General features: G+C 70.7%; 23 protein-coding genes and 1 tRNA gene. 6 read left to right on the top strand and 18 right to left on the bottom strand.

The window, feature by feature from the left end; genetic code table 11:
* Position 1 precedes the first annotated feature (1 nt).
* The 6 genes from JX575_RS01860 to JX575_RS01835 all read right to left on the bottom strand — a co-directional run bounded on the left by JX575_RS01860 (position 2) and on the right by JX575_RS01835 (position 7,536).
* Complete coding sequence (locus tag JX575_RS01860; RefSeq protein ID WP_186340005.1) at positions 2-1,729, bottom strand: ribulokinase; 1,728 nt, start codon at positions 1,727-1,729, stop codon at positions 2-4.
* Positions 1,726-2,793, bottom strand: coding sequence for a LacI family DNA-binding transcriptional regulator (locus JX575_RS01855; RefSeq protein ID WP_206054480.1), 1,068 nt, complete (start codon positions 2,791-2,793; stop codon positions 1,726-1,728). The genes JX575_RS01860 and JX575_RS01855 overlap by 4 nt, the downstream gene beginning before the upstream one ends.
* Positions 2,790-3,791 carry a galactofuranose ABC transporter, permease protein YjfF gene (gene yjfF / locus JX575_RS01850; protein ID WP_186340004.1) on the bottom strand — a complete coding sequence of 334 codons (1,002 nt, stop codon included), beginning with the start codon at positions 3,789-3,791 and terminating at the stop codon, positions 2,790-2,792. The genes JX575_RS01855 and yjfF overlap by 4 nt, the downstream gene beginning before the upstream one ends.
* Entirely contained in the window at positions 3,788-4,846 is a 1,059-nt protein-coding gene (locus JX575_RS01845; protein WP_206054479.1) for an ABC transporter permease, read from the bottom strand. Before JX575_RS01845 ends, yjfF begins: the two co-directional genes overlap by 4 nt.
* Entirely contained in the window at positions 4,839-6,416 is a 1,578-nt protein-coding gene (locus JX575_RS01840; protein WP_241005295.1) for a sugar ABC transporter ATP-binding protein, read from the bottom strand. Before JX575_RS01840 ends, JX575_RS01845 begins: the two co-directional genes overlap by 8 nt.
* Before the next feature lie 118 nt (positions 6,417-6,534).
* Positions 6,535-7,536, bottom strand: a complete 1,002-nt coding sequence (locus JX575_RS01835; RefSeq protein ID WP_206054478.1) for an ABC transporter substrate-binding protein — start codon at positions 7,534-7,536, stop codon at positions 6,535-6,537.
* A 430-nt stretch (positions 7,537-7,966) separates the two neighbouring features.
* On the opposite strand from JX575_RS01835, the gene JX575_RS01830 reads away from it, so the two are divergent.
* Entirely contained in the window at positions 7,967-8,302 is a 336-nt protein-coding gene (locus JX575_RS01830; RefSeq protein WP_186340002.1) for a hypothetical protein, read from the top strand.
* On the opposite strand, the gene JX575_RS01825 is transcribed toward JX575_RS01830, so the two are convergent.
* The 3 genes from JX575_RS01825 to JX575_RS01815 all read right to left on the bottom strand — a co-directional run bounded on the left by JX575_RS01825 (position 8,291) and on the right by JX575_RS01815 (position 15,191).
* Complete coding sequence (locus tag JX575_RS01825; protein WP_206054477.1) at positions 8,291-8,953, bottom strand: hypothetical protein; 663 nt, start codon at positions 8,951-8,953, stop codon at positions 8,291-8,293. The two genes, JX575_RS01830 and JX575_RS01825, sit on opposite strands and share 12 nt — an antisense overlap.
* Before the next feature lie 1,249 nt (positions 8,954-10,202).
* Complete coding sequence (locus JX575_RS01820; RefSeq protein ID WP_186340000.1) at positions 10,203-13,673, bottom strand: hypothetical protein; 3,471 nt, start codon at positions 13,671-13,673, stop codon at positions 10,203-10,205.
* 270 nt (positions 13,674-13,943) lie between these two features.
* Complete coding sequence (locus tag JX575_RS01815; RefSeq protein WP_206054476.1) at positions 13,944-15,191, bottom strand: neprosin family prolyl endopeptidase; 1,248 nt, start codon at positions 15,189-15,191, stop codon at positions 13,944-13,946.
* Positions 15,192-15,746: 555 nt separating this feature from the next.
* Here JX575_RS01815 and JX575_RS01810 point away from each other — a divergent pair.
* Entirely contained in the window at positions 15,747-16,493 is a 747-nt protein-coding gene (locus tag JX575_RS01810; protein WP_186339999.1) for a BTAD domain-containing putative transcriptional regulator, read from the top strand.
* Here JX575_RS01810 and JX575_RS01805 read toward each other — a convergent pair.
* The gene (locus tag JX575_RS01805; RefSeq protein WP_241005294.1) at positions 16,432-16,956 is read right to left on the bottom strand and encodes a relaxase domain-containing protein; all 525 of its coding nucleotides are present in this window, start codon (positions 16,954-16,956) and stop codon (positions 16,432-16,434) included. The two genes, JX575_RS01810 and JX575_RS01805, sit on opposite strands and share 62 nt — an antisense overlap.
* Complete coding sequence (locus JX575_RS19545; RefSeq protein WP_241005467.1) at positions 16,869-17,153, bottom strand: hypothetical protein; 285 nt, start codon at positions 17,151-17,153, stop codon at positions 16,869-16,871. Before JX575_RS19545 ends, JX575_RS01805 begins: the two co-directional genes overlap by 88 nt.
* 299 nt (positions 17,154-17,452) lie before the next feature.
* On the opposite strand from JX575_RS19545, the gene JX575_RS01800 reads away from it, so the two are divergent.
* The 3 genes from JX575_RS01800 to JX575_RS01790 are packed head-to-tail and all read left to right on the top strand — an operon-like array spanning position 17,453 to position 18,866.
* Complete coding sequence (locus tag JX575_RS01800) at positions 17,453-17,785, top strand: DUF3024 domain-containing protein (protein WP_186339998.1); 333 nt, start codon at positions 17,453-17,455, stop codon at positions 17,783-17,785.
* An 11-nt stretch (positions 17,786-17,796) separates the two neighbouring features.
* Positions 17,797-18,417 (top strand): ArsR family transcriptional regulator, encoded by a 621-nt coding sequence (locus JX575_RS01795; protein WP_206054475.1) that lies wholly within the window; start codon positions 17,797-17,799, stop codon positions 18,415-18,417.
* On the top strand, positions 18,408-18,866 hold the full coding sequence (locus JX575_RS01790) for a hypothetical protein (protein WP_186339996.1): 459 nt from the start codon (positions 18,408-18,410) through the stop codon (positions 18,864-18,866). The genes JX575_RS01795 and JX575_RS01790 overlap by 10 nt, the downstream gene beginning before the upstream one ends.
* Positions 18,867-19,349: 483 nt before the next feature.
* Here the strand turns inward: JX575_RS01790 and JX575_RS01785 are convergent.
* Positions 19,350-19,422: transfer RNA gene (locus JX575_RS01785), tRNA-Thr, on the bottom strand.
* Positions 19,423-19,552: 130 nt separating this feature from the next.
* Between JX575_RS01785 and JX575_RS01780 the strand changes: the two genes are divergently transcribed.
* Positions 19,553-19,996: an OsmC family protein gene (locus JX575_RS01780; RefSeq protein WP_186339995.1), complete on the top strand. Its 444-nt coding sequence runs from the start codon at positions 19,553-19,555 to the stop codon at positions 19,994-19,996.
* Positions 19,997-20,024: 28 nt separating this feature from the next.
* Here the strand turns inward: JX575_RS01780 and JX575_RS01775 are convergent, their stop codons facing one another.
* From JX575_RS01775 to JX575_RS01750, 6 genes are all read right to left on the bottom strand, one after another.
* Positions 20,025-20,198, bottom strand: a complete 174-nt coding sequence (locus tag JX575_RS01775) for a DUF6767 domain-containing protein (protein WP_186339994.1) — start codon at positions 20,196-20,198, stop codon at positions 20,025-20,027.
* Positions 20,199-20,260: 62 nt separating this feature from the next.
* Entirely contained in the window at positions 20,261-21,823 is a 1,563-nt protein-coding gene (locus JX575_RS01770) for an alpha/beta hydrolase (RefSeq protein ID WP_186339993.1), read from the bottom strand.
* Complete coding sequence (locus JX575_RS01765) at positions 21,823-22,995, bottom strand: DNA polymerase III subunit delta' (protein ID WP_186339992.1); 1,173 nt, start codon at positions 22,993-22,995, stop codon at positions 21,823-21,825. Before JX575_RS01765 ends, JX575_RS01770 begins: the two co-directional genes overlap by 1 nt.
* A complete protein-coding gene (gene tmk / locus JX575_RS01760; protein ID WP_206054474.1) occupies positions 22,992-23,630 on the bottom strand; it encodes a dTMP kinase in 639 nt (212 codons plus the stop codon). Before tmk ends, JX575_RS01765 begins: the two co-directional genes overlap by 4 nt.
* 38 nt (positions 23,631-23,668) lie before the next feature.
* Entirely contained in the window at positions 23,669-25,087 is a 1,419-nt protein-coding gene (locus JX575_RS01755; protein WP_186339990.1) for a hypothetical protein, read from the bottom strand.
* 117 nt (positions 25,088-25,204) lie between these two features.
* Entirely contained in the window at positions 25,205-26,026 is an 822-nt protein-coding gene (locus tag JX575_RS01750) for an SGNH/GDSL hydrolase family protein (protein WP_186339989.1), read from the bottom strand.
* Between the last annotated feature and the right edge of the window lie 46 nt (positions 26,027-26,072).

Genomic DNA, 26,072 nt, shown 5'->3' with positions numbered 1-26,072 from the left:
CTCATGCGGGGTTTCCTCCGTGGGTGGTCGCAGCGGCGCGTCGGGCGACGGCGTCGCGCCGGATCGCCTTGAGCCGCCGCATCGTGGTGGTCGCGCGGCCGAAGTGGTCGTGCAGCGCGACGTACTGCTCGAACAGCGGGTCGTACGCCGCCGCGCGCGCCTCGTCGGGCACGTAGACGTGGCGCCGCACCTTGCCCATCTGCTTGGCGGCGCTCGGCACGTCGTCGTACGCCCCCGCAGCGACCGCGGCGTGGATCGCCGAGCCGAGCGCCGGGCCCTGCGCGGAGTCGATGATCGACAGCGGCAGCCGGGTGACGTCCGCGTAGACCTGCATGAGCAGGGCGTTCTGGGCGAGTCCGCCCGCGACGATGAACTCCTCGACCGGGACGCCGCTGTCGCGGAAGGTCTCGACGATCATGCGCGTGCCGAAGGCGGTCGCCTCGAGCAGCGCCCGGTAGACGTCCTCGGCCCGGGTGGCGAGCGTCTGGCCGACGACCAGCCCGGACAGCTCGTGGTCGACGAGCACCGACCGGTTGCCGGAGTGCCAGTCGAGCGCGACGAGCCCGTGCTCACCAATCTCCTGCCCGGCGGCGAGCCGGGTCAGGTGCTCGTGCACCGACTCACCGGCCGCCGCGGCGGCCGCGGTGTAGGAGGCGGGCACGCCGTGCTCGGCGAACCAGCCGAAGATGTCGCCCACCCCGCTCTGGCCGGCCTCGTAGCCCCAGAGCCCGTCGACGATGCCGCCGTCGACGACGCCGCACATGCCGGGCACCTCGCGCAGCACCTCGGCGTTCATCACGTGGCAGGTCGAGGTGCCCATGATCGCGACCATCTGGCCGGCGCCGACGGCCTGGGCGGCGGGCGCGGTGACGTGGGCGTCGACGTTGCCGACGGCCACGGCGATGCCCTCGGGCAGGCCGGTCCACGCCGCGGCCTCCGCGGTCAGCGCGCCGGCGCGCTCGCCCAGCGCGCCGATGCGGTGCTCGAGCTTGTCGGTGACGAAGTCGCCGAAGCCGGGCGCGAGCGCGGTGAGGAAGTCGGGCGAGGGGTAGGCGCCGTCGTGGCCCTCGAACGTCTGGAGCTGTCCCTTGTAGCCGGCGGTGCAGGCGTTGCGGACGTAGGCGCCGCACAGCTGCCACACGATCCAGTCCGCGGCCTCGACCCAGTGCTCCATCCGGTCGTAGAGGTCGGCGTCCTCCTCGAACAGCTGCAGCCCCTTGGCGAACTCCCACTCCGAGGAGATCAGCCCGCCGTAGCGCGGCAGCCAGCGCTCGTCGCGCTCGCGGGCGAGGTCGTTGATCCGGTCGGCCTGGCCCTGGGCGGCGTGGTGCTTCCACAGCTTGACGTAGGCGTGCGGCCGGTCGGCCAGGCCGTCGACCTCGTTGAGCGGGGTGCCGTCGGCGAGGGTCGGCACCATCGTGCAGGCGGTGAAGTCGGTGGCGATCCCGATCACCCGGGCGGGGTCGATGCCGGCGGCCCCGACGGCGGCCGGGACGGCGACGCGCAGCACCTCGCGGTAGTCCTCGGGCACCTGCAGGGCCCACTCCGGTGCCAGGGGGCGCTCCGTGCCGGCGAGATGGGCGGGCAGCGACCGCTCGAGCACCGCGTGCGGGTAGGGGTGGACGCTGGTGCCGAGCTCCGCGCCGTCGGAGACGCGGACGACGACGGCGCGCCCCGAGAGGGTGCCGTAGTCGACGCCGACGACGTACTGCTCGGTGCGGTCGGTCATGGGGAGGGTGTCCTCTCGACGGGTGCGGCGCTGCTGGCTCGCACCACGAGCTCGGGCCTGATGAGTCGGTCGGGGGCGGGCTCGTCGGCGATGGCGGCGCGCAGGATCTCGATGGCCCGACGACCGACGGCCTCGAAGTCCTGTCGGACGGTCGTCAGCGGCGGGATGAGGTAGGGCGCCTCGGGGATGTCGTCGAAGCCGACGACGCTCACGCCGCGCTCCCCGTCGGGCACGGTGCGGCCTGCCTCGCTCAGCGCCCGCAGGAGACCCAGGGCCATCTGGTCGTTGGCGCAGAAGACGGCGGTGACCTCCTCGTCGGTCGCGATCTCGCGCCCCACCTCGAAGCCGCTGGCGGCCGACCAGTCGCCGGTGACGTGCTGGGACGGACGGAGCCCGGCGGCGTACATCGCGTTCTGCCACCCCTGGAGGCGGGCGCGGGCCTCGGTCCAGTCCTGCGGGCCGGCGAGGTGGACGATGTCGGTGTGGCCCAGCTCGACGAGGTGGCGCGTGCCGAGCTCGGCGCCGGCCACCTGGTCGACGCCGACGGTCCAGCGGGCCTTCTGCGGGTCGCCCTCGACGACGACCACCGGCACGCCCCACTGCTCCTGCGCCCGGGCGACGCCGACCGCGTCGTCGGTGGCCGAGATCAGCACGATGCCCTCGACGCCCTGGTTGCGCAGGTGGTCGATCGCGTCGACGAGCTCCTCCCGGGTCAGGCTCTGGAGGTTGGCCGAGCTGACGAAGTAGCCCGCGGCGCGGCCGGCGGCCTGGATGGTGCGGTGCACGGTCGAGGGACCCCAGTAGCCGCTCTTGGAGCCGATGACGCCGATGGTCGCGGACCTGCGGGTGACCAGTGCGCGAGCGGCCGTGTTGGGGCGGTAGCCGAGCTGGCGGATCGCGTCCTCGACCTTCTCCCGCGTCGCCGGGCGCAGGTTGCTCTGCCCGTTGATGACCCGCGAGACCGTCTGGTGGGAGACCCCGGCCAGCCTGGCCACGTCGGCCATGACCGGCGTACGTCGCTGGTGCGCCGGCACTGCGTCCGGCGTGGGTGAGGACTCGGTCATGCCCGACGCCTGGTGGCGAAGCGCTGCACGACCACGAACGCCAGGAGCAGCACGCCGGTGATGATGCGGATCCAGTAGGAGCTCAGGGTGCCGTCGAAGGCGATGAGGGTCTTGATGATGCCGAGCACCAGCACGCCGAGGAGCGAGCCGAGGACGTAGCCACGGCCGCCGGTCAGCAGCGTGCCGCCGATGACGACCGCGGCGATCGCGTCGAGCTCCATGCCGATGGCGTGCAGGCTGTTGCCCGACAGGATGTAGAGGGAGAAGAGCAGGCCGGCCAGCGCGGCGCAGAAGCCGCTGATCACGTAGACGCCGACCTTGGTGGCCGCGACCCGCAGGCCCATCAGCATCGCCGAGCTCTCGTTGCCGCCGATCGCGTAGACGGTGCGGCCGAAGCGGGTGCGCGCCAGGACGTAGGCAGCGACGGCGACCACGACGAGCGCGATGATGGCGGTCCACCGGATGTAGTAGTCGCCGATCCACACGGTCCTGAACGCCAGCTCGGTGAAGGTGGGGTCCTTGATGGAGATCGACTCGACGCTGATCAGGTAGGTGAGCCCGCGGGCCAGGAACAGCCCCGCGAGCGTGGCGATGAACGGCTGGATGTCGAAGTAGTGGATGAGCAGGCCCATCAGCAGCCCGAGGAGGGTGCCCGTCGCGAGCACGGTGACCATCGACAGGTAGGGCGACCAGCCCAGGTCCAGCGTCTTGGCGGCGATCATCGTCGACAGCGCCACGACGGAGCCGACCGAGAGGTCGATGCCGCCGGTGAGGATCACGAAGGTCATCCCGACGGCGAGGACGATCAGGAAGGCGTTGTCGATCAGCAGGCTGATGAGCACCTGGGGGTCGGTGAGTCCGTCGTAGCGCAGCCCACCGAGGCCGTAGAGGCCGAGGAACAGCGCCGCGGTGGCGATGATCGGCAGGTAGCGCTGGGGCGGGCGGTAGGTCCGGACCCGGTCCCAGATCGATGCGGGCGGAACGGTGACGGCGCTCATCGGGCGGAACCTGTCTTCGCGAGGACGGGGGTGGGCGCTCCCGGCCGACGCACGCGCAGGAGGGCGCGCGCCTTCGGCGACTGGAGGAGGCACACCGCGATGACGACGATCGCCTTGAAGAGGTAGTTGACCTCCGAGGGGATGCCGATGTTGGGGATCGTGCGGGTCAGGGTCGCGATGAAGAGCGCGCCGATGAGGGTGCCCGCCAGCGAGAAGCGCCCGCCCATCAGCGACGTACCGCCGATGACGACCGCGAGGATCGCGTCGAGCTCGATCCACAGGCCGAGGCTGTTGGCGTTGACGGAGTTGGTGTTGGCCGCGATCACGAGGCCGGCGAGGCCTGCGCACAGGCCGGAGAACGCGTAGACGGTCCAGATGATGGTGCGGGCGCGCACGCCGGCGAGCCTGCTGGCCTCCGGGTTGATGCCGACCGCCTCGATCAGCATGCCGAGCGCCGTGCGCCGGGTGAGGACCGCGGCGAGGAGCACCATGCCGACCGCGACCAGGAAGGCCAGCGGCAGCGTCAGCACGAAGCCCGAGGCCAGGTCGCTGAACCAGGGGTTGTTGACGGTGGTGATCTGGCCGTCGGTGATCGCCATCGAGATGCCGCGCCCGGCGACCATGAGGATCAGCGTCGCGATGATCGGCTGGATCCCGAGGACGGAGACGAGGAAGCCGTTCCAGGCGCCCAGCGCGATGCACACGACGATGGCGTAGGTCATCGCCGCGACGGCCGTGCCGAGCGCGGCCTCGTCGCCGGCGCCGATGATCCGCGTGCAGGCGACCGCTCCCGCGATGGCCGCGATGGCGCCGACCGACAGGTCGATCCCCCGGGTCGCGATGACCAGCGTCATGCCGAGGGCCACGAGCATCACCGGCGCGCTGTTGCGCGCGATGTCGACGAGGTTGCCGTAGAGGTGGCCGTCCTGCATCCGCACGTCGAGGAACGCCGGCTTGGCGATCACGTTGACCAGCAGCAGCACCAGCAGCGCGAGCACCGGCCACACGAGCGGGTGGCGCAGCACCCGTTGCGCGCGGGTCGGGGACTCAGGCACGGATCGGCCCCTCCTCGCGGGCCTCGCCCGCGATGATCTCGAGGACGTCGCGGACGCTGACGTCGTCGTTGGTCTGCTCGTGGATCTTGCGACGCTCGCGCATCACGACCAGCCGGTCGCTGAGGCGCAGCACCTCCTCGAGCTCGGCGGAGATGAAGACGACCGCGAGCCCCTGCGCGGCGAGCTCGGCGACCTTGGCCTGGATCTGTGCCTTGGCGCCGATGTCGATGCCGCGGGTCGGCTCGTCGAGGATGAGGATCTCCGGCTGGGTGATCAGCCACCGGGCCAGCAGCACCTTCTGCTGGTTGCCTCCCGACAGGTTGCGCATCAGGGCGGTGGGGTCGGCCGGTCGGATGTCGAGGGCCTCGATGTAGTCCTTGACCAGGCGGGCCCGCGTGGCCTGCGGGATCGGGCGGAGCCAGCCGCGGGAGGCCTGCAGGGCGAGCAGCATGTTGTCGGCGACGGTCAGGTCGCCGACCACGCCCTCGGCCTTGCGGTCCTCGCTGGAGAACGCGATGTTGCGGTCGATGGCGTGGCGCGGGCTGCGGAGCCTGCGCCGGGTGGAGCGCACCGACAGCTCGCCGCTGTCGGCGGTGTCGGCGCCGAAGAGCAGCCGCGCCAGCTCGGTGCGGCCCGAGCCCAGGAGGCCGGCGATGCCGACGACCTCGCCCTCGAAGAGCTCGAGGTCGGTGGCCTCGAGCGTGTTCTTGCGTCCGATGCCCACCGCCTTCAGCAGGGAGGTGCCGGACTCGGCGTCCGTGTGCGGGGCGGCGCGGTCGAGCCGGTCGAGCACCTCGAGCTCGCGACCGATCATCAGGCGTACGAGCTCGAGCTGGCTGGTCTCGGCGACCATCCGCTCCTCGACCAGCGTGCCGTTGCGCAGGATGGTCATCCGGTCGGCGATCTCGTAGACCTGGTCGAGGAAGTGGGAGACGAAGACGATGGCCACGCCCTCGTCGCGCAGCCGGCGCATGACGGTGAAGAGCTTCTCCACCTCCTCGGCGTCCAGGCTGGAGGTGGGCTCGTCGAGGATGAGCACCTTGGCCTCGACGTCCACGGCGCGGGCGATCGCCACGAGCTGCTGCACCGCGATCGGGTGCTCGTCGAGGGCCGTGCGCGGGTCGATGTCGATGCCGAGGTGAAGGAGCGTACGGCGGGCGCGGCGGTTCATCTCGCGCACGTGGACCGCGCCGAGGCGGCGCGGCTCCCGGCCGAGCAGCATGTTCTCCGCGACCGTCAGGTTGGGCACCAGGTTGACCTCCTGGTAGACGGTGCTGATCCCCGCGGCCTGCGAGGCGGCCGGCGAGGAGAACTCGTGCTCCTCCCCGTCGACGAGCACCGTGCCGGAGTCGATCGTGTAGACGCCGGTGAGCGCCTTGATGAGGGTCGACTTGCCCGCGCCGTTCTCGCCCATCAGCGCGTGCACCTCGCCGGGGAACAGCCGCACCGAGACCCCGTCGAGGGCGCGGACGGCGCCGAAGGTGATGGAGATGTCGCGCATCTCGATCACGGGCTGCCGGTCCGTCCCGGGCCGAGCGCCGTGCTCCGGCTGCGTCCTCATCTGGGTCATCTCGTTCCTCTCGGGCCTCCCGGGCCTCTCCGGCCTCTGGGGCTGATGCCGTGCTGCTCCCCGGGGGCGGGGGGCGGGGGGCGGCGCGGCCCGCGGGTGGCGCGGGCCGCGCTGCGGATCAGTACTGCCGGTCGGGCAGTGCCTCCTTGGCCTGCTCCTGGGTGAAGGTGGTCTCCTCGGTCACGACGCGCTCGGGGACCTCCTCACCGTCGAGGACCTTGGCGGCCAGGTCCATCAGCTGGGGCCCGAGCAGCGGGTTGCACTCGACGATGAAGTTGATCTTGCCGTCGGCGAGGGCCTGCATGCCGTCCTTGACCGCGTCGATCGTGATGATCTGGATGTCCTTGCCGGGCTCGAGGCCGGCGGCCTCGATCGCCTCGATCGCCCCGAGGCCCATGTCGTCGTTGTGCGAGAAGACGACGTCGATCGAGTCGTCGGACTGCAGGAACGACTCCATGACCTGCTTGCCGCCGTCACGGGTGAAGTCGCCGGTCTGCGACGCGGTGACCTTGATCGTGTCGTCGGCGCCGATCTTGGACGCGAAGCCCTCGGCCCGGTCGATCGCCGGAGCGGCGCCGGTGGTGCCCTCGAGCTGGACGACGTTGATGGTGCCGTCACCGTCCACGTCGGCGTCCTTGGCGTTCTCGACCAACCACTCGCCGGCCTTCTCGCCCTCCAGCACGAAGTCGGAGCCCAGGAACGTCACGTAGAGCGACGTGTCCTCCACGTCGACCGCGCGGTCGGTCAGGATGACCGGGATGTTGGCGGCCTTCGCCTCCTGGAGGACGGCGTCGAAGCCGGTCTCGACGACCGGGCTGAAGGCGATGACGTCGACCTTCTGCTGGATGTAGGACCGGATCGCCTGGATCTGGTTTTCCTGCTTGCCCTGGGCGTCGGTGAACTTGAGGTCGACGCCCTCGGCCTCGGCCGACTCCTGGATGGACTTCGTGTTGGCCGTGCGCCAGCCGCTCTCGGCGCCCACCTGGGCGAATCCCATCGTGATCTTGCCGTCGTCGCTGCCGCTGTCGGACCCCGAGGCCGCGTCGGTGTCGCTTCCGCAACTGCTCAGAGCGAAGGTGCTCAAAGAGATCGCCGCCGCGGCGACCAAGGTCTTCTTCACCACTGTCGTTCCTCCACATCAAAGGGGCTGCTCGCCCGTGTGACTGGTGTCACATGCTGCGAGTGTGAGCGCTAACATTCGGTAGGTCAAGGGGTCCGGATGCCGCGATTGCGCGGAATGTGAACGTTCACTCAAGGCGAGCGAACCGGCAAAGCGCCGCGCGGCCGGCGTGCCGTGTCGAGGGCGCACGCGTGAACGCCTCGACCGGCGCTGCGTGGTGGCGCCCGACGCGTTGCCGGCGGCCTACCGCGCCGCGACGGGCGCTGCGCATGGGCGTGGATCGCCGCCGCGTCAAGCTGTGCGCGTTCGGCCGGAGTGCTGGCTCCGTCCCCACCCCAGACCGCGTCGGCTTAGAAGGACTCACTCTCACAGTCACGCTATAGCCGTCGCGGCGCCAGGCCGCGATCCTCAGGACGGGTCCGACGTACACATGCCCCTGGACTCAACTCTGGACATACGGCCCATTCGCGGCGCACTGGTCAAGGACTACAACAAAATCCTTCGTCGGGAGAACAAGGCGACAAGGTCCGCATTGGTGTTTCTGATCATCCCGGCAATCGCCGGCGTCGGCATTGACGCGACTACCGGGGGCGGCGTCACAGGAGCGTTGGCCGGAATCGGCTCATCGGTCTTCTTCGACCGGGTCAAGGCTCGATTCCCGACCTTGAGCAGCGGCGCTGCACGCGCCAGCCACCATCCGGGCAGTGCACTTGCTGGAATGCTCGCTATCGCGGGCCATGTCGACCCCGTCGCCCTACACGCATGACCGACTCGGGCGGCAATGAGCCGCGCCAGCGGGTCCGACCGAATTGAGCCGGCCCACCATGCCCCCGGACCCGCTGCGGTCGATCGCCGGTAGCGGCTCAGGAGTGGGGGACGTCGCTTGGACCGATGGGGACCACAGGGGCGGGTGCGCCGCCGGGTGCGCCGCCGGGTCCACCGCCGGGTCCACCGCCGGGTCCACCGCCGGGTCCACCGCCGGGTCCACCACCGGGTCCACCACCGGGTCCACCACCGGGTCCACCACCGGGTCCACCACCGGGTCCACCACCGGGTCCACCACCGGGTCCACCACCGGGTCCACCGGGTCCACCACCGGGTCCACCACCGGGTCCACCACCGGGTCCACCACCGGGTCCACCACCGGGTCCACCACCGGGTCCACCACCGGGTCCACCACCGGGTCCACCACCGGGTCCACCACCGGGTCCACCACCGGGTCCACCACCGGGTCCACCACCGGGTCCACCACCGGGTCCACCACCGGGTCCACCACCGGGTCCACCACCGGGTCCACCACCGGGTCCACCACCGGGTCCACCACCGGGTCCACCACCGGGTCCACCACCGGGTCCACCACCGGGTCCACCACCGGGTCCACCACCGGGTCCACCACCGGGTCCACCACCGGGTCCACCACCGGGGTCTGGGGTCGGGCTGGGGGCCGATCCGGGCGGCACGAAGGCGGATCCATCCCAAACCCAACTGAGCGCGTCCGCAAACACGCTAGAGACCATCGTCTCCCACGAGTAGAGCAGGGCAAGCTCATCACCCAGGTTGGACGCACCGGAGACGAGTCCGGTCGCATTCGTGAAGCGAGCCCATCGATGGTCGGTCTCGGAGCTCGGTTGTGGGGGAGGTTCGTCGGGATAAAAGCCGGCGTTCGCGAGCACGGGCGCTAGATACAGGATCCGGGCACCGGTCACGGGCACCGGTTGGCAGGAGTCAGGGGTGCACACAAGGGCCTCTATGTCTGTCGCCGGAGCATTTCCAGTCCCGCCGAGACCACTGGCGACGCGGTACGGTTCGGACGTGCTACTGGCACGCGCCAGCACGAGGACGTCGTGTGCCGGGTCGCCCATCGCGTAGTCCGCAGCAAGCGTGAGCGTACGACCGAGATAGGGCAGCGCGTCCGACGGCGTGGGCGCCCCGAGGCTGCGCCGGGGCAGGCTCGGAGGAGCCGCGAGGAATGGGACAGCTCCGCCGGCGGAGCGGACCGTCGAGAGTGCCACCACCAGCGCCGCAACGAAGTCGCTGCGCACCGTGAAGGAGACGGGCAGCGTGCGTTGCGGCTGGCCGGTCGGCCGGTCGTTGGGCAAGGGCACGAGACTCAGTACCGGAGCCGCGTTGACGAGGCCTTGCAGCGTGCTGGGTCCCGCGATCCCCAGGATGCCGGCAAGAGTCTGGAGCTCCATGTCGCTCTGCCCGAGTGACTCCAGCAGGTTGAGATAGCCGCCGATCTCGGTGATGTTGCGGGGCGCCGGCACTCGTGATGGGACGATGTCGCCCTCGAGGGCGATCCTGCGCATGATGATCTGTTGGGCTTCGATGGCCTCCGGCGACGAGGCATCGGTGACGAGGTCGAGCAGGCTGGCGGCCAATTGGCCACTGATCTGGTCGTCCTCGTCCCCCGTCTCGCCGGGCTCTGGCACCGGCACCGGCACCGGGGCCGGGGCCGGGTCACCGCCGGGATCGGGGGTTCCGCCGGGATCGGGGGTTCCGCCGGGATCGGGCTCCGGATCGCCCGTGGGCCCCTCACCGGGTCCCGTGCCAGGGGATGGGCTGGTCGGCGGGTTGCCCAAGTCGGGTCCAACGGGTTCCACCAGTGGCGCGGGCGGATCCTCGATGGGCGCGGCCGCTCCCGTTCTCGGGTTCGATGGCATGACCTATCCTCCCTCGCTCGCGTCGTCGAGACCCCTCGGAGACTGTGGCGGTGCGCCGGACGGTCCACCCGGGGGGCCGCCCGAAGGAGCGCCCGTGCCGCCACCGGTCGGGGTGCCCGCGCCACCGCCGGTCGGGGTGCCGGCGCCACCCCCACCCGTCGGAGTGCCGGTCGGACCACCGGTCGGTGCCCCGGACGGACCGCTGGTCGGACCACCTGTCTTGCCGCCTCCAGCGGCCGGTGCGGGTGCGGGAGTCTGGGTCTGACCGCTCGGCGTCCCACTGGGACTGGCGGTGGCTCCCGAGCCGCTCCGGTTGACTGACGCCGCGGCCTTGGACCCCGCCTCCGGGTTTCCGCCGTAGATGCCGCCTAGGATATTGCCGACCGTCGCCATCGCCTGGGCGCGATACTCCGAGTTCGCGCGGAGCGAGTCGGCACGGGCGGAGTTGGCCAGGTTCTGGCTGTTTGTGAGGAGGCCAGCCAGCTGGGTCGCCCCTGTCAATCCGGAGTCGAAGTCCTTCTGAGCCGCCGCGGCTGCCGCCAGTGCGCTGAGCAGGGAGTTGTCCGGTGACGGAGCAGTGAGGACATTGTTGATCAGCGACGGCAGGTTGGTAAGGCTGTTCGGCGCCTCCAGGCCGGCGGCAATCGACTCGCTGTCCGTGGGCAAGGTGACGGGTGAGATCTCCGGTGCGCTGTCGGCCGGCGAGTCCTGCCAGTTCCAGAAGCGACGCAGGTCGATCTTCTCCGCCGAGGAGCAGTGCCCGAGGACCGCCTCGGCCAGAACGCCACGCGTGGGGAGCGCGATCGTTGAGTGCGGTGGGGTGAACGTAGCCGTCTGGTAGGCGAGCAGCGAGTCGTGGAGGCGCACAGGGTCGATCGGCTGCCCTCCGACCCGCTCCTGGTCGGTCAGTGCTTGCGGGATGATGAATGGCATGATCATGGAGTTGCCGAAGTAGCCGAGCACCTTGTTCTCGACGCAGTTGAGCAGCGGCACCATCTGAGTGGCGTCCTGCACCCCGCCCGGCGGGACGCCGATGGTGTAGGCCTCCAGCAGGATCGCTCGCTCCATGTCGGACATCGAGGACCAGATGGCTCGCGAGTAGGTCAGCGTGCCGCGCACCACGTGCGTCGCCATCGCCTCGATCTCAAGGACCTCGCTGTAGCGGAGCACGGGGGCGAGCTGCTGGGCCGGGAGCGGATATGCCTGCTGGGGCAGTTCCACGCTGCCCAGGCTGTGGTTGGCGTACTGCTCCCCGGGAACGCCGTTGCCGGCGGCGTCCACCTCGGTGATGGTCGCCGAGAACGTGGTCAATCTCGGCCCGCCCGCGTGGCGCTCGAGGTCACCCGGGCTCAGCACCACCGTGGTCCGGCGTGCCCTCTTGTCGAGGCCGGTCAGCTTGCTGAGGACGTCGGCCGCGGCGCCGAACTCCTTCTGCCAAAGCTTGAGTTGCGCGAATTCAGGCGTGATCAGGGTGTAGGACAGCGACCGGAACGCGCGGCTGATCTCGAAGCCGACCACGCTCGACCGGTTCATCGACTGTGGCAGGGCAAGCGCACCCGTGAAGTTGATGCTGCCTCCCTCGCGCTGCTGGGTGAGCCACTCGACGAGCTGCTCGCGGCTCTCGAAGGTGTCCGCTGGCGGCGGGCCGGCGGAACTGGCCAGCTTTACCGGTCCCAGCCGAGTTCCTCGGTCGGTGACCGCGGTGACGTAGACGTCCTCGCACGCCAGGAACGTCCCGTCCACCGAGAAAGTGATGATGTCCTGGGCCGCGCCGCCGGCTGGGTCCACGACGGCGGTGGGGTCGGCGGCGAACTGCGTGAGCATAGTCAGTCCATGGCGGTATCGGTGCGGCAGCGCCTGCCTGAGGACGTCACTGTGCTTGATGATCTCGCTATACCGGTTCAGAACCTCGGCCCGGCTGTCCACCAGCGTGGGGTCCGACAGGATGGCGGGCTGGCCCGGCCCCATGAAGCGCACGACCTGGAGCGGCACCAGCACGGTGAGGGTGAGCCCGTCGATGGCGGTCGTCACGTCGTAGAGCCGCTGCACCTCCCAGTACTGCATCGTCATCGCGTGCATGTGGTTGTGATTGGTGATCACCCGCGTGGTGAGGTGCTCCGACTCACTGGCCGTGGCCACCCGCATCCCTGTGCGAGACGCCGACCGCCGTGCACTGGCTTGGTTCTCCGCCGAGGAGTGGGTGTTCTGGGCGGCGGTCTGGGTGGTGTTGCGCTGCCCCTGGAGGGACTGGGCGGACGAGCCGCTGGACGACGAGCTGCCGCCGCCACCGCTGACGATGATGAAGTTCCCACCCCAGCCCGAGCTGTCCGACTCTGTTTGGAAAGAGCTGGTGCCGCGGATGCTCTCGCTGAAAGCCGACTGGAACGTGGCCTGCGTCGAGGTGTCCGCTAGGGCCCGTTGCTGCTGTGCCTGCGCCTCGGAGAAGAACTCGCTCTCGGAGACCCGCGCAGTGTCCACCCGCTCGAAGATGGCGATCCGCTGCTGCTCGCCCGGCGCGAGGGGCAACGAGTAGACGAGGTCACCGAGCGCCAGCCCCTGGAAGGTCCACCGCTGCGACATGTGCAATACGTAGCCGATGCCCAGGGTGCCGGCCATCGGTCGAGTCTCGTCGCCGGTGAAAGTGCCGTCCTCCAGGAGGCCCATGAGCTGGTCGCGGAACCCGTCGACGCTGATCGGCTGCTCGACGGGCACCCGGTCGACGTACTCGATCACGCCGTCCTCCGGGAGGGCGGGGGGCGACTCGGGAAGCGCGGGGGAGGCCCTGTCGGCCAAACCTGTGGAGGGGCTGCGGCCGGGCTCGTCCTGTATCGCGAAGGCCATCGAGGTGTACGCCGGAAGGTAGGTGAAGGAGCCGGGCTTGATGGTGATTGGCTGGACCTCGGAGACGATGCTGGCCCGCGGCTCGACGAGCCGGCAGAAGACCCCGAACGGGAACCGATCCACCGAACTGTTCGCGCCGTACTGTAGTAAGCAACCGGAGTCGTCGCCCAACGACACCACTGGCAGTTGCGGCTGGTTGGTCGGCGGCGGGTCGGGCGTCACCGAATCCGGTGGCGGTGCCAGCGCCTGCAACGACGCCAGGATGCTCACCGGTAGCGGTGCGACGAAGGTCGGGAGCATCAGCGCGCCGACCAGGCCGTTGCTGGCCACCTGGATGGCCGGGATATCCACGTCGACGCTATTCCCACCCCCGCCGTGGACCGTCAGCCGGAGCGTCGACCCGGCCGGCAGCGACATGCCCTTCGGTAGCGGGAGGCGGAAGGCCCCGGCCTCGTCGTTGACGACCGTGACGACCGGGCTCGGGTCATTGAGCTGAGCCGGCGCGAACTGGATCTGGACCGGTCCCGCCGGGGAGCTGTCGGGCTGCACGAGTACACCGATGAGATTCGGCGGCGCCATCGGGTCCTTGAGCACGGTGATGACCTGGAGCAGGTCAGTGTTGACCTGCGCCATGCCGGTGAACAGGTGCCGGACGGCCGCTCCACGAGCCAGCGCGAGACTATTGGAGATCGACGCATTGGCAAGCGGGTCAGTGGTGAGCGGGGTCCGCAGCCGCGGTACGTCGATGCTCTCGCCGCCCCGGCGCCGAGGCTGGCGGGACGAGGCCAGGGGCGCGATCGACCCGGGACCTGCGGGGGGTGCTGGGGACGGCGATCCCTCCGATGACACCATGAGTGCTGCTCCTCTCCGCTCCGAGCTAACCGGGCGATTTCTGGCGGGACCTCAGCAGTTGCCGCCGCCGGTGCCGCCGTAGAAGAAGTAGACCCCCCAAGGAGCGGCAGCCGCGGAGAGGCTCAGCGTGTAGCAGGCGGGCGAGGGCTGCTGCGCCGACAGCGCGGTCCACTGCGCTCCGCCGCCCGGCGGGTAGTAGTAGATGTTGCGGTGGTACGCCGCCTGCTGCCAGCCGGCCGAGGCGAACTCGCCGCTGCCCATGCCCGGCCACGACACCGCCCGGGTCACGGTCTCGCCGCCGAAGAGGATCTCTTGCGCACCGCTAGCCAACTGCCCGCCGGCGTACAACGTCGTCGGGTAATAGCCCAGCGCGTTGGCCGGTGCAGTGCCGCCCAGATAGATCCACCAGTTGTTCTGGAAAAGGTACGTGGTGACCTCGAGCTCCATCTGGACGCCGCCCTTCACGCTAACCGGGCTCAGGGCGCCACCGATGGTCCACGCGCTGTTCGTCTGGACGAAGCCGGGCTTGTCGAGGTTGTAGGCGCCGGTCGTCTTGTAGTTGTCGGCGGTCCAATAGATGAAGAGGACGGGGTGGGCGTGACCGTACTTCTCGGGATAGACCTGCCAGCCAACCTCTAGCGTCTGGTGCGCGTCCCCGCTCCCGGCGGCATACCAGTGCTGCGACAGCGAGAAGATCTGGTCTGTGTTGATGGCCGGCGAGTAAAGTGCCATCGAGTTGTGGGCACCGACGCAGTTGACCGTTTGAATCGTGTAGGCGTAGCGGTGGTTGTTGGCCGTGTTCGCGTCAGGCGTGCCGGGTGGGGTGGCGAGTGGGCCGGGCTCCTTGCGGACGAAGTCGTCCAGCGAATTGAACCGCGTGAGATCGGCGAGGGTGACGCGGTGCACAGGAATGGTGCCGGCCGGCACCCGGACCCGGTTGCCGTGCCGGTCGCGTCGGGAGAAGTCAGCTGGCGAGAGCGGCAACTCTTCGCCGACCTGCGGGCTGCGGCCCTGGAGCACCGGGCGAAGGTCCGGTGGTGTCGCCACACTCGCGCCGGTGCCCTTCAAGGAGGGCTGCTCCTCGATCGGGATGCAGTCGACCACCCGGCCTGCGGGGTCCTCGAAGCTGACCTCGGCCTCGGTGTCGGCATACAAGTCCACCAAATGTGCGCGCATCTCGTCGAAGCGGGTCCGGTTGCTCACCCGGACGCGCGGGTCCGCCTTAAATTGGCTGAGCGTCGTGGACTCGATCACGTTCTTGAACGAGTCGAACGGCAGGATGCCTCGCGGATCTGCCATGGTTGTCTCCTCCCGCCGCGCCGGGCGCGTGATGTCTGGCCGCGTGCCAGTGAGCGCAGCATGTCCGGTGCTGCGTGATCGTGGCGCGACAGCCGCGCCACCCCGGCGGCATCGACCACCTGTGGGTCCGCCCAAAGCGTGGTTGCGGACACCGAACGCGCTGTTCCAGGCCCAGTGGCGCACAGAGGTCTGCCGATTGGGGCACAGGGATGGAAACGGGATCCAGCGACGCAGGCGCGACCGTGGGTGCAGGAGGCGGTGATGACGCCGCGATCATGGTAGTGAAGGTGTGGCGAGATCCTGGATTCCGGGCCCGAATCACGATCGCCCGGCCGGGGTCAGATGCCCCAGAGCAGACGACGATCGCCACCCAGACCGCCCTGATCGACTACGTACGGGGTTGGCTCGAGGAGACCGACTGAACCTGACCGGGCGGCATCGCGAGCGGGCGGGATCGGCGTCCAGTCCCCCTTGCCTGTGCGAGCCGTCGGGTGCAGGGTGGAACAAGGCTCCTTGCGGCCCGCGGTCGATTCTCGAACAGACCGGGAGGTGACGATGACGCAGCCGCACGCTCTCCCTCAGCCATGCCAGGTCCGGCTCGTCGATGGCTGGCAGCTGCGACGCGGTGACGAGCGGGTCACGACCCCCATGCGTTCCCAGCGCCTCATCGCCTTCCTGGCTTTGCAAGGCGAGCAGTCGCGCTCGGTCGTTGCCGGCTCCCTGTGGCCGACCAGCGCCGAGGCCCAGGCTCGATCGAGCCTGCGCGCCGCGGTGGTGCAGCTCCGTCGGGACGTCCCCGGTGCGCTCGCCGTGCGGAACGGGTCCCTCAGCCTCGACGTGTCGGTCAGTGTCGACCTGCACGGCCTGCGCACCATTCTCACTAACGTGCTCGCCGCGCCAACCACAGTCCTCGTCGCGTCGATCGCCAACTGGGGCGACCTGTTGCCCGGTTGGTACGAGGACTGGGTGCTGTTCGAGCGCGAGCGCTGGAGGCACCGACGCGTCATGGCTCTCGACCTGATGGCCCGCCGGGCCCTCGAGACCGGAGACGCCGACGTGGCACAGATCGCGGCCGAGGCCTGCGTCGAGCTCGAGCCGCTGCGGGAGGCCTCCCACCGCCTCCTGACCCAGGCCCACCTCTCGCTGGGCAACCGCATCGAGGCGCTACGGGTCTATGAGGACTTCCGACAACGCAGCCTCACCGAGTTCGGGCTGGCTCCCGACCAGCGCTTCGAGGCTCTTATTGGCCCGCTCCTACTCGAGCGGCAGCGAGGTCGTCACTCCTCACTGCCGAGGCACTGAGGCGTCCGGTGCCGGTCGGGAAGCTCTCGGTCACCACAGCGGCGTGGCCGATGCCGTTGATGGCCTCGATGCTGTCGCGCACCCCGACCGAATGAATACCCCGCCACCCGCCGGCCGCCCAGACCCGAGCGTTGATCTGCAAATGGAGGTGACGATGAGGGTCCCCGGCACGGGATGTGAAGTGCCGGATCACCGCGGCCTCGATCTTCTCGACCGGGACCTGCACCTGACGGCCACGCGGCCCGACGCGGGTCGTCACGTGCTGGGCGAACCAGCCGACGATCTCGGTCGCGGCCTGGTCCTGGGCCTGGTCCAACGCGGCCGAGATGTCGGGGTTCAGGGCTGCTGCCAGCGACCAGGTCTTGGGCCCGTTGACTACGACCTCGACGAACCGCAGCGCGGTCGCGTCGTCACGGACCCGGCCCTTCTTGCGCCCGTGTCGATGTCGATCCCGGCGACCCACTGCTCGTAGGCGTCGCCGTCCACCGATTCCGCGCGCTCGACACAGTCCGGGGTCGCGGTCAGCTGGACGGCGACCCCGGTGCCCTCGGCGAGGTAGTAGTCATCCGCGCGGGACCGGTCGCGGTCGCGCTCCACATAGACGCGGGCGGCACGAGCCGCACCGTGGTAGAACTTCACCCCGCCGTGCACCCCGACCACCCCGCGATCATTGGCTCCACGACGTCCGTCGACAACCAACGGACCCCTAGAAATGCCGCGTGGGCCGCCCGATCACGGGCGGCCCATCTACGAACCGTCGTAGCATGCGTGCCGCTGAGTTGGGGAGGCTGAAAGGGCGTCGAGGACAGGGTTTGTGGAGAAGATTCTGGGGACCGTCAAGTGTCGATGGTGCCCGGTGATGTAGGGGAGTCTGGGCGGGCGGGAGTGCGTGGAGGGCGAGTCCGAGCGGGGTCGTGTGTTGAGTTCGAGTTTTGGTTCTGAGAAGACTGGGAGGTGTCATGACGCTTCCCGAGACGGATCTGCACCGCATCCGCGTCTGGTCGCGTGAGCGCGTGCCCGAGCACCTGTGGGACGAGCTCAAGGTCGAGGCCGACGTTTCTGACCGTTACGTCGACATCGTCGAGGTTCGGCCGCCGTGGGACGGTGTCGGCGAGCACACCCGGTTCCCGATCGCGCGGCTGCGCTACACCAAGGCGACGGGCCTCTGGGCGATCTACTGGCGTGATCGCAACCTGAAGTTCCACGAGTACAAGCGCAAGCGCCCGTCCAAGGACGTCCAGGGGCTCCTCGACCACATCGAGACCAGCGGCGACCCGATCTTCTGGGGTTAGTCCGGCGACCGTTGACTGTCAATATAACGGAGGATAACCTCAGTTATATGAGAACTGAGGCGCCGCTCCTCGCTCCGATCTTCCGGTCGGACGGTCAGGCGCGCCTGCTCTCCACGTTGTTGCTGACCGGCGACGAGCTGAGCGTGACCGATCTGGCCAGGCAGGCCGGCCTGGCTTACCCGACCGCGCACCGCGAGGTCGCGCGCCTGGTGGATGCCGGCATCCTGAGCGAGCGACAGGTGGGCCGCACGAGGCTGATCCGCGCCAACGACGAGAGCCCGCTGGTGGGCCCCCTGCGCGAGATCCTCGCGGTGGCGACCGGCCCGGTGGTGATCCTGGCCGAGGAGCTCGGCCGCATCGACGGGATCGAGTCGGCGTTCCTCTACGGCTCCTTCGCCGCACGGATGCTCGGCGATGCCGGTCCGGCACCGCACGACATCGACGTGATGGTGCTCGGTGAACCCGACGTGGACACGGTCTACGAGGCGTGCACCCGAGTCGAGGCCGCGGTGCACCGTCCGGTGAACCCGACGATCCTCACCTCAGCGGAGTTCGCCGCACGCTCAGGCTTCCTGGACAACGTGCGCAACGGCCCGGTGGTCGCCGTGATCGGAGACCTGCCGTGGCACTGACTCCGCTCACTCGCGTCCAGCACGCGACGGTCCTCGCGCTGGTCGAGGCGCGACGTCTCGACGTCGTGCCCGCGGACCTCGCGCGTGCGACCTCATTCCTGCGTCAGGCCGAGGAGCGCCTGGAACAACTGCCGCTGCTCACCAGCGTCGTCGTCAGGTACGGCATTGCCTACGACGTCTGCCACGACACCGGCGAGGCGCTGCTGGCGGCGTACGGCTTCCGGACGACAAACGGGCCGGGCCAGCACGAGGCGCTCGGCCGCTATCTGCGTGCCGTCCTCGACAGGCCGCCAGCGGACCGGGCGGCGCGGGAGTTCGACCGCCTGCGTCGCGCTCGTAACCAGGACCGCTACGAGGCGAAGCCGGTGGGTGCCGCGGCGACCGAGAAGGCCGAGCAGGTCGCTCGGACGCTGTTCGACGCGGCCCTCGCTCGAGACCTCTCGCCGTGACCCAGCGGTCCGCAAACAGCCCGCAAGAAGTCCGGCTGAGGCCGATCCCGGCCAACGACGCTCAACGCCCCGCCGACGCGTTTCCGCAAGTCAGACCGTGTTTTTCGGTTCTGGCCAATGATGACCAAGGGCACCCAAAATCCCCATTTCGTTCCGCTTCAACGTCTGAATCGGCGTAAAAGCGCAGGTCAGAGGGGGTGTAGACCCCTGCGGGCCGCACTGAGTCCGCAAGAATTTCAGCGTGACGTGCTTGCGGGACCCGTTCTGAGGGCGCGCGTGGGCTCTTGATCTGTCGGTGGCTTGGCTTCACCTCGGGCTTTGGCGGCGGAACGGGCGCCACTCGGTGGACCCGTGGTCTGCCCACTCGGCCGGGGACCACGGCTCGCATGCCCTCGGAAGCCACCCGCCGCGAGTCTGTGCGGCGCAGAGGCTCCGCCGGAAATAGAAGACTCCCCCAGGGTCTCGGGTCCCCGGGGGAGTCAGAGCCGCCTGTCGGAATCGAACCGACGACCTAGTCATTACGAGTGACTCGCTCTACCGACTGAGCTAAGGCGGCGCGGCCCGCCGAGCGTGCTCGGTGGACCGCGGGCGAGTATACGGAAGCGGCCGGTCCGCACCGAATCACGGGTGGGGCGCACCGGCTAGGTTCGAGGGACTGTCCCATCCCCCCACTTCTCGGAGGCACGATGCCCACTCGCACCGCACGCACGGCATGGAACGGCGGACTCCAGGACGGCTCCGGCCAGGTCGAGCTCACCAGCTCCGGCGTCGGCACCTACGACGTCAGCTTCCCCAAGCGCGCCGCGGAGGACGCAGGCGGGACGACGAGCCCCGAGGAGCTCATCGCGGCCGCGCACTCCTCCTGCTACGCCATGCAGCTCTCCGCGCTGATCGCCGAGGCCGGCGGCACCCCGCAGTCCCTCGAGGTCACCGCCGACGTCTCGCTCGGCGAGGACAAGGACGCCGGTGGGTTCAAGCTCACCGGCATCAAGCTCACCGTCCGCGGCGAGGTCGACGGGCTCGACGAGGCCGGGTTCGTCGACGCGGCCGAGAAGGCCAAGGCCGGCTGCCCGGTCAGCAAGGCGCTCGCCGCCGTCGACATCACCCTCGACGCCGCCCTCGAGGGCTGAGGCCCGGCGGCCGGCCCGACCGGCCGCCTCAGCGGGCTGCGGCGCGTGCCTCGCGCCGCAGCTCGGCGAGCCGCACGCGCAGCGCCGGGTCGCGCATCACCTCGGCGACGGTCGGGCAGTCCTGCGGCCCGGTGGTCCCGGGGACGCACAGCGAGCAGGTGTCGCCCGGGCGCAGGGGGCAGCGGGCCTCGACGGTCGCCATCCCCCCCACGCTAGGCAGGGCCGGGTCCCGGACGTAGGGCCGAAGGTCCTCGGGCGACCGCCTCAGCAGGTCGTGCCGTCGGCGGGCACGACACCGTCGATGAGGTAGTCCTCGACGATCGTGTCGATGCACTCGTTGCCGGCGTTGTAGGCGGTGTGGCCGTCGCCGTCGCGCTCGACGAGCACGGCGGAGTCGAGCTGGGCGGAGAGGGCCTCGGCCCACTCGAACGGGGTGGCGGGGTCGCGGGTCGTGCCGAGCACCAGGATCGGGGCGGCGCCCTCCCCGCGGATGTCCAGCGGCTCCTCGCTGGACGCCACCTCGACGCCGCTGCAGGTCGCCATCCCCCACGCGAAGACCCGGCCGAAGGTCGGCGAGGCCTCCTCGAACTCCTCGTACAGCGAGGGCACCTGCGCGAACGGCACGGACGTCGGGTCGTCGAGGCAGTTGATGGAGTAGTTGGCCTCCACCGAGTTGTCGGCGAAGCTGCCGTCGGGGTTGCGCGAGGCGTAGGCGTCGGCGAGCGTCATCAGCGCCGAGCCCTTGCCGTCCAGCGCCGACGCGAGCGCCGTGCTCAGCAGGAACCAGTAGTCGCGGTTGTAGAGCGGCGTGATGATGCCGTAGAACGCGTTGCCCACCGTCAGCTCGCGCTCACCCGCCGGCAGCGGCTCCTCCTCGATGCGGTCGAGGAGTTCGCGGATCGTCGCGAGGCCCTCCTCGACGGTGTCGCCGAGGAAGCAGTTGTCGGTGGTGTCGAGGCAGTTCTGCACGTAGGCCCGCAGCGCGGTCTCGAAGCCGGCGGCCTGCTCCAGCGCCAGCGACTTGGCGTCGAGGGAGACGTCGACCGCGCCGTCGAGGACGAAGCGGCCCACCCGCTCGGGGAAGAGCTCGGCGTAGGTCGCGCCGAGCTTGGTGCCATAGGAGGCGCCGAAGTAGTCGAGCTGCTCCTCCCCCAGCGCCGAGCGCAGCACGTCCATGTCGCGGGCGGCCTCGGTCGTGGTCACGTGGGCGACCACCGGGCCGGAGCTCGCCACGCACTGCTCGCCGAACGCCAGCACCGAGGCGCGGTAGTCGGTGCGCTCGGCGGCGGTGTCGGGCGTCGGGTCGGCGCTCAGGTAGGCGTCGAGGTCGGCGTCGCTGAGGCAGTCGACCGGCGCCGACTCGCCCACCCCGCGCGGGTCGAAGCCGACGATGTCGAACGCGTCGAGCAGCGCCTCGCGGAAGACCTGCCCGCCGGCCGCGGCGTAGGTCGTGCCGCGGGCCCCGGGCCCGCCGGGGTTGACGACCAGCGAGCCCACCCGCGCGCCGCGGGCCGGGACGCGCAGCAGCGCGAGGTCGATCGTCTCGGCCTGCGGGTCGGCGTAGTCGACCGGGACGGTGAGCCGGCCGCACTCGTGGTCGTCGTTGCTCGCGCAGGGCTGCCAGTCGATGCGCTGGGAGTAGAAGTCGGCGAGGTCGGGCGCGGGCGGCTCGGTGACGCTCGCCGGCGGCGGGGTCGTCGGCGACGGCGTGGGCCGGGCGGCGGGCGCCTCGGACGAGTCGGGGGTGCCCTGGACCGCCAGGCCGACCGCGACGAACGCGGTCAGCGCCAGCGCCATGACGGCGACGATGGCGAGCGCCTTGCGCATCAGCGCCCCCCGGGCAGGCGCAGGGCGACGGTCATGGACTCGAGCGCCAGCTGAGGGGGCACGTTGAACTCCAGCATCTGTTCGCGGGCGGTGAAGATGGCGTCGATCATGCGCAGCAGCTCCTCGGGCGACGCGGCCCGGGCGAGGACGGCGACGTCGTCGCGCAGCTCCTCGTTGACCAGCAGGCCGGGCGCCCCGACGGAGAGTGCGATCGCGTCGCGGTAGACCGACACGAGGTCCATCAGGGCCCGGTCGATCACGTCCAGCACGCGGCGCTTGGCCTTCTGCTTCTGCAGCTTCTCCAGGCCCCCGAGCGCGGCCCGGTAGGAGCGGCTGGTCGTGTCCTTGCGCTCGCTGCCGAAGATGGCCTGCAGCTCCTCGAGCTCGCGGCGCTCGGCGTCGGCGGTGATCGCCTCGGTCTCGGCCTTGGCGAGCTCGGCGAGGCTGGTCGCCGCGGTCATGCACGATCCCAGCGACGTCAGCCGCGCCGGGATGCTGGTCACCTCGCGCCGCCGGGCGCGGGTCTGCTCGTCGAGGGCCAGGGCGCGCGCCCGGCCGATGTGGCCCTGGCTGGCGCGCGCGGCGAAGCCGGCCATGGTCTCGGAGATGCCCTCGTCGCGGGTCAGGAACGCCGCGACGTCGCGGGTGCCGGGCGTCGCGAGGGTCAGCGTGCGGCAGCGCGAGCGGATCGTGGGCAGCACGTCGCGCACCGTCGGCGCGCAGAGCAGCCAGACCGTCTTGGGCGTCGGCTCCTCGATGGCCTTGAGGAGCGCGTTGCCGGTGCGCGGATTCTCCGGGGTGCCGAGCCGGTCGGCGTCCTCGATCACGACGATCTGCCAGCGGCCGATGGCGGGGAACTTGGCGGCCGACTGCACCAGGTCGCGCATGTCGTCGACGTAGAGCACGGAGGTCTCCGACTTGACCCAGGTGATGTCGGGGTGGGAGCCCCGCAGGCCGAGGCGGCAGGCCTCGCACTCGCCGCAGCCGGTGCGCTGCTCGCACTGCAGCGCCGCCGCGAACGCCCGCGCGACGTTGGAGCGACCCGATCCGGGCGGGCCGGTGAACAGCCAGGCGTGGGTCATGCCGTGCCCGGCGGCCGCGCGCTGGAGCACCTCGATCGTCGGCCGCTGGCCGACGAGGTCGGACCACACGGTGCCCGTCGCGGTGCTCACGGGCGTCCCAAGAGGGGCGTGACCCGCTGCTGGACGCGCGCGGCGATCTCGTCGACCGGCGCGCGGGCGTCGAGCACGACGTAGTGGTCGGGGTCGGCGGCCGCGAGGTCGAGGAAGCCCTGGCGCACCCGCTGGTGGAACTCCAGCGACTGGGCCTCGATCCGGTCGCGCTCGGTGAACCGGTCGAAGCCGGCCTCCGGCTCGAGGTCGAGGACGACGGTGAGGTGGGGGCGCAGGTCGCCCGTGGCCCACCGGGCGACGGCCTCGACCTCGGCGACCTCGAGCGTGCGACCGGCGCCCTGGTAGGCCAGCGTGGAGTCGACGTAGCGGTCGGTGATGACGACCTCGCCGCGCGCCAGCGCGGGCAGCACGACGTGGTCGACGTGCTCGGCCTTGTCGGCGGCGTAGAGCAGGGCCTCGGTGCGGTCGGACAGCTCGCCGGTGGCCGGGTCGAGCACGATGCGCCGCAGCTCCTTGCCGACGGGGGTGTCGCCGGGCTCGTACGTCAGCAGGACCGTCTCGCCGCGGGCCATCAGCCAGTCGCGCAGCAGCCGCGACTGGGTCGACTTGCCGGCTCCCTCGCCGCCCTCGAAGCACACGAAGAGCCCGGTCTCCGGATAGACGCCTGCGCTCACGCAGCACACCCTACGGGCGGGGTGGGACAGCTCCGGGGTCAGCCTCGGCGCACCTTGATCGTGCGCGAGGCCTGCACCTTCCTCGATCCGGGCGCGGTCAGCTCGACGCGCACCATGACGACGAGCCCGGCTCGCAGCGAGCGCATCCCCTTGCGGGACAGCCTCACCGCCACGGTCTTCGTGCGCCCCGCCTCGATCCGGTACGCCTTCCTCGGGGCGATCGCCGTGCCGCCCTTGGCCAGCTCGAGACCGACCCTGCCGGCGCACCCGCCCGCTGCCCGCGCGGGGCAGGCCACGCGCACCGCGACCTTGCCGCGCCTGACCTTGGTGACGCCCTTGGCCTTGGGCAGCCTACCCACCGGGCGGGCCGCGGTGGGCGAGGTCGGCGGGATCATCGTCACCCCGTCGCCGAGGTCGACGTCGGTGGTCTGCAGCTCGTCGGTGGTGACCCGCACGATCGCGTTGCTCGTCTCGTCGGTGAACCAGATCGCGCCGTCGGGCCCGAAGGTCAGCGAGGTCGGCTGGTAGTTGCCGACCGAGCTGATCGCACCGACACCGGTGGCCGAGATGTGGCCGATGCCGGGTGCCGCGCCGCGATTGGTGAACCACATCTGGTCGTCGGGACCGCGGACGATGTCGTGCGGTGCGGACCGCGACCCCGTCCGCCAGATCTGCGTGGCGCCGCTGGCCTGGTCGATGTATCCGACCGATCCGTCGGCGGGGTTGGCGAGCCCGGGCGTGGTGCTGCGGGTGAACCAGATCGAGCCGACGGGCCCGCCCGCGAGACCCATGGGGTAGGTCGTGTCCGAGGGAAGCGGGTAGGTCACCCCGCTGTTGGCGTCGGGCCCGACCTTGACCAACGTGTTGAGCCCGGCTCCCTGACACCACATGGCGCCGTCCGTGGCCTCGCCCAGCAGGTCCTTGCACTCAGGCGCGTTGGCCGCCCAGGTGACCGGCTGGCCGGGAACGGCGCGGACGATCCCGGACTCGTCGTAGTTCATGGTGATCCAGGCCGCGTTGTCGGGCCCCACGCGCACGGCGCCGCCGTACGGCTCGCCGCCCAGGTCGTAGACGTCGAGGCCCCCGGTCGCGGGGTCGAGCCGAGTGGCCTTCCACCCCTGGTCGTGGACCACCCAGACGCTGCCGTCGGGCGAGACGTCGAGGTCCATGACACGCGCGCCGGCGACCGTCGTCGGCCCGAGGGGGAACTCGGTGATCGCTCCGCCCGGGGTGATGCGTCCCACCTTGTTGGCGTCGCGCATCACGAACCACATGGTGCCGTCCGGCGCCGTGGTGATCCGGCCCAGGCCGGCGTTGCTGGTCGGCACCGGGAACACGCTGGCGGCCGCACTGGCCGGCGCGGGCGCCTGGACCAAGAGGAGGGGGCCCAGGAGCAGGGTGAGCGCGGCGAGCAGGGAGGTGCGGGAGGTGCGGGATGTGCGAGATGTGGTGGCCATGGCGTCACTTCCGTCCACGGTGGCGCGATCCCCCCATGGTCACGCGTCCCACCGTGGCCCCACCCAACCAGCAGCGCCGGGCCGCGCACCAGAGACCGAGGAATGACGTGCGCGCTGTCAGCGGTGGCGGCCGGGCTTGATCGCCGCGGTGACGGCGCCGGCGTACGCCTCATAGCCGGCGAGCGTCGGGTGGAAGGCGCCCGGGTCGGCCGGCCCCAGGATCCACGGGTCGGGCGCGTTGACCCCGTGGCCGACGAAGTGCGACCTCACGTCCACGACGTCGAAGCCGTGACGGCGCGCGGCGGCGGCGATGACCGAGTGGAGCAGGTCGGCGCCCTCGTTGAGCGCCTCCTGCTCGGCGGGGCTCGCGCCGAGGTAGGCACCGTGCTCCGGGGAGAACAGCCGGGGGTAGCCGGTCACGATCACCCGGGCACCGGGCGCGGCGGCCTCGATCCGGTCGTAGAGGCTGTCGAGGAGGGCGGGCAGCTGGGTGACCACGCGCCCACGGACCACCGCGAGCGCACCCGCGCACCCCGCGTCCGAGCCGCCCAGGCAGGCCACGACCGCCGACGACCACCCGATGTCGTTGCCACCGATGCTCAGCAGCACGAGGTCGCTGTCGGCGTCGAGGGCGTCGAGCTGCCCGCCCGCGACCAGCGAGGTGGTGGTCGTGCCGGCGCACGCGACGAAGTCGTCGAGGTCGAGCCGCGCGCGACCGTCGACCAGCACGCCGTAGGCCGACTGCGAGCGGCCGCACGCACCGTAGGGCGGCACCCCGTAGCCGGACCCGTAGGAGTCGCCGAGCACGTCGTACGTCGTGCGCGACGGCGGGGCCGACCCCGCAGGCGCCGTCGCCGTCGCGAGGGGGACCACCAGCGCGACCAGCAGGGCGAGCAGGGTCGTGAGGGCCGTGGCGAGGCCGCGCTGGCGGGAGGCCATCTCGAGACGGTACGTCCGTGAGCGCGCGCGGTCACCCCCCGTGCGG

The organism is Nocardioides sp. zg-1228 (assembly GCF_017086465.1).
Taxonomy (GTDB): Bacteria; Actinomycetota; Actinomycetes; order Propionibacteriales; family Nocardioidaceae; genus Nocardioides.
The sequence above is the reverse complement of the archived record's forward strand: the minus strand, read 5'-3'. Positions and strand labels throughout refer to the sequence as shown.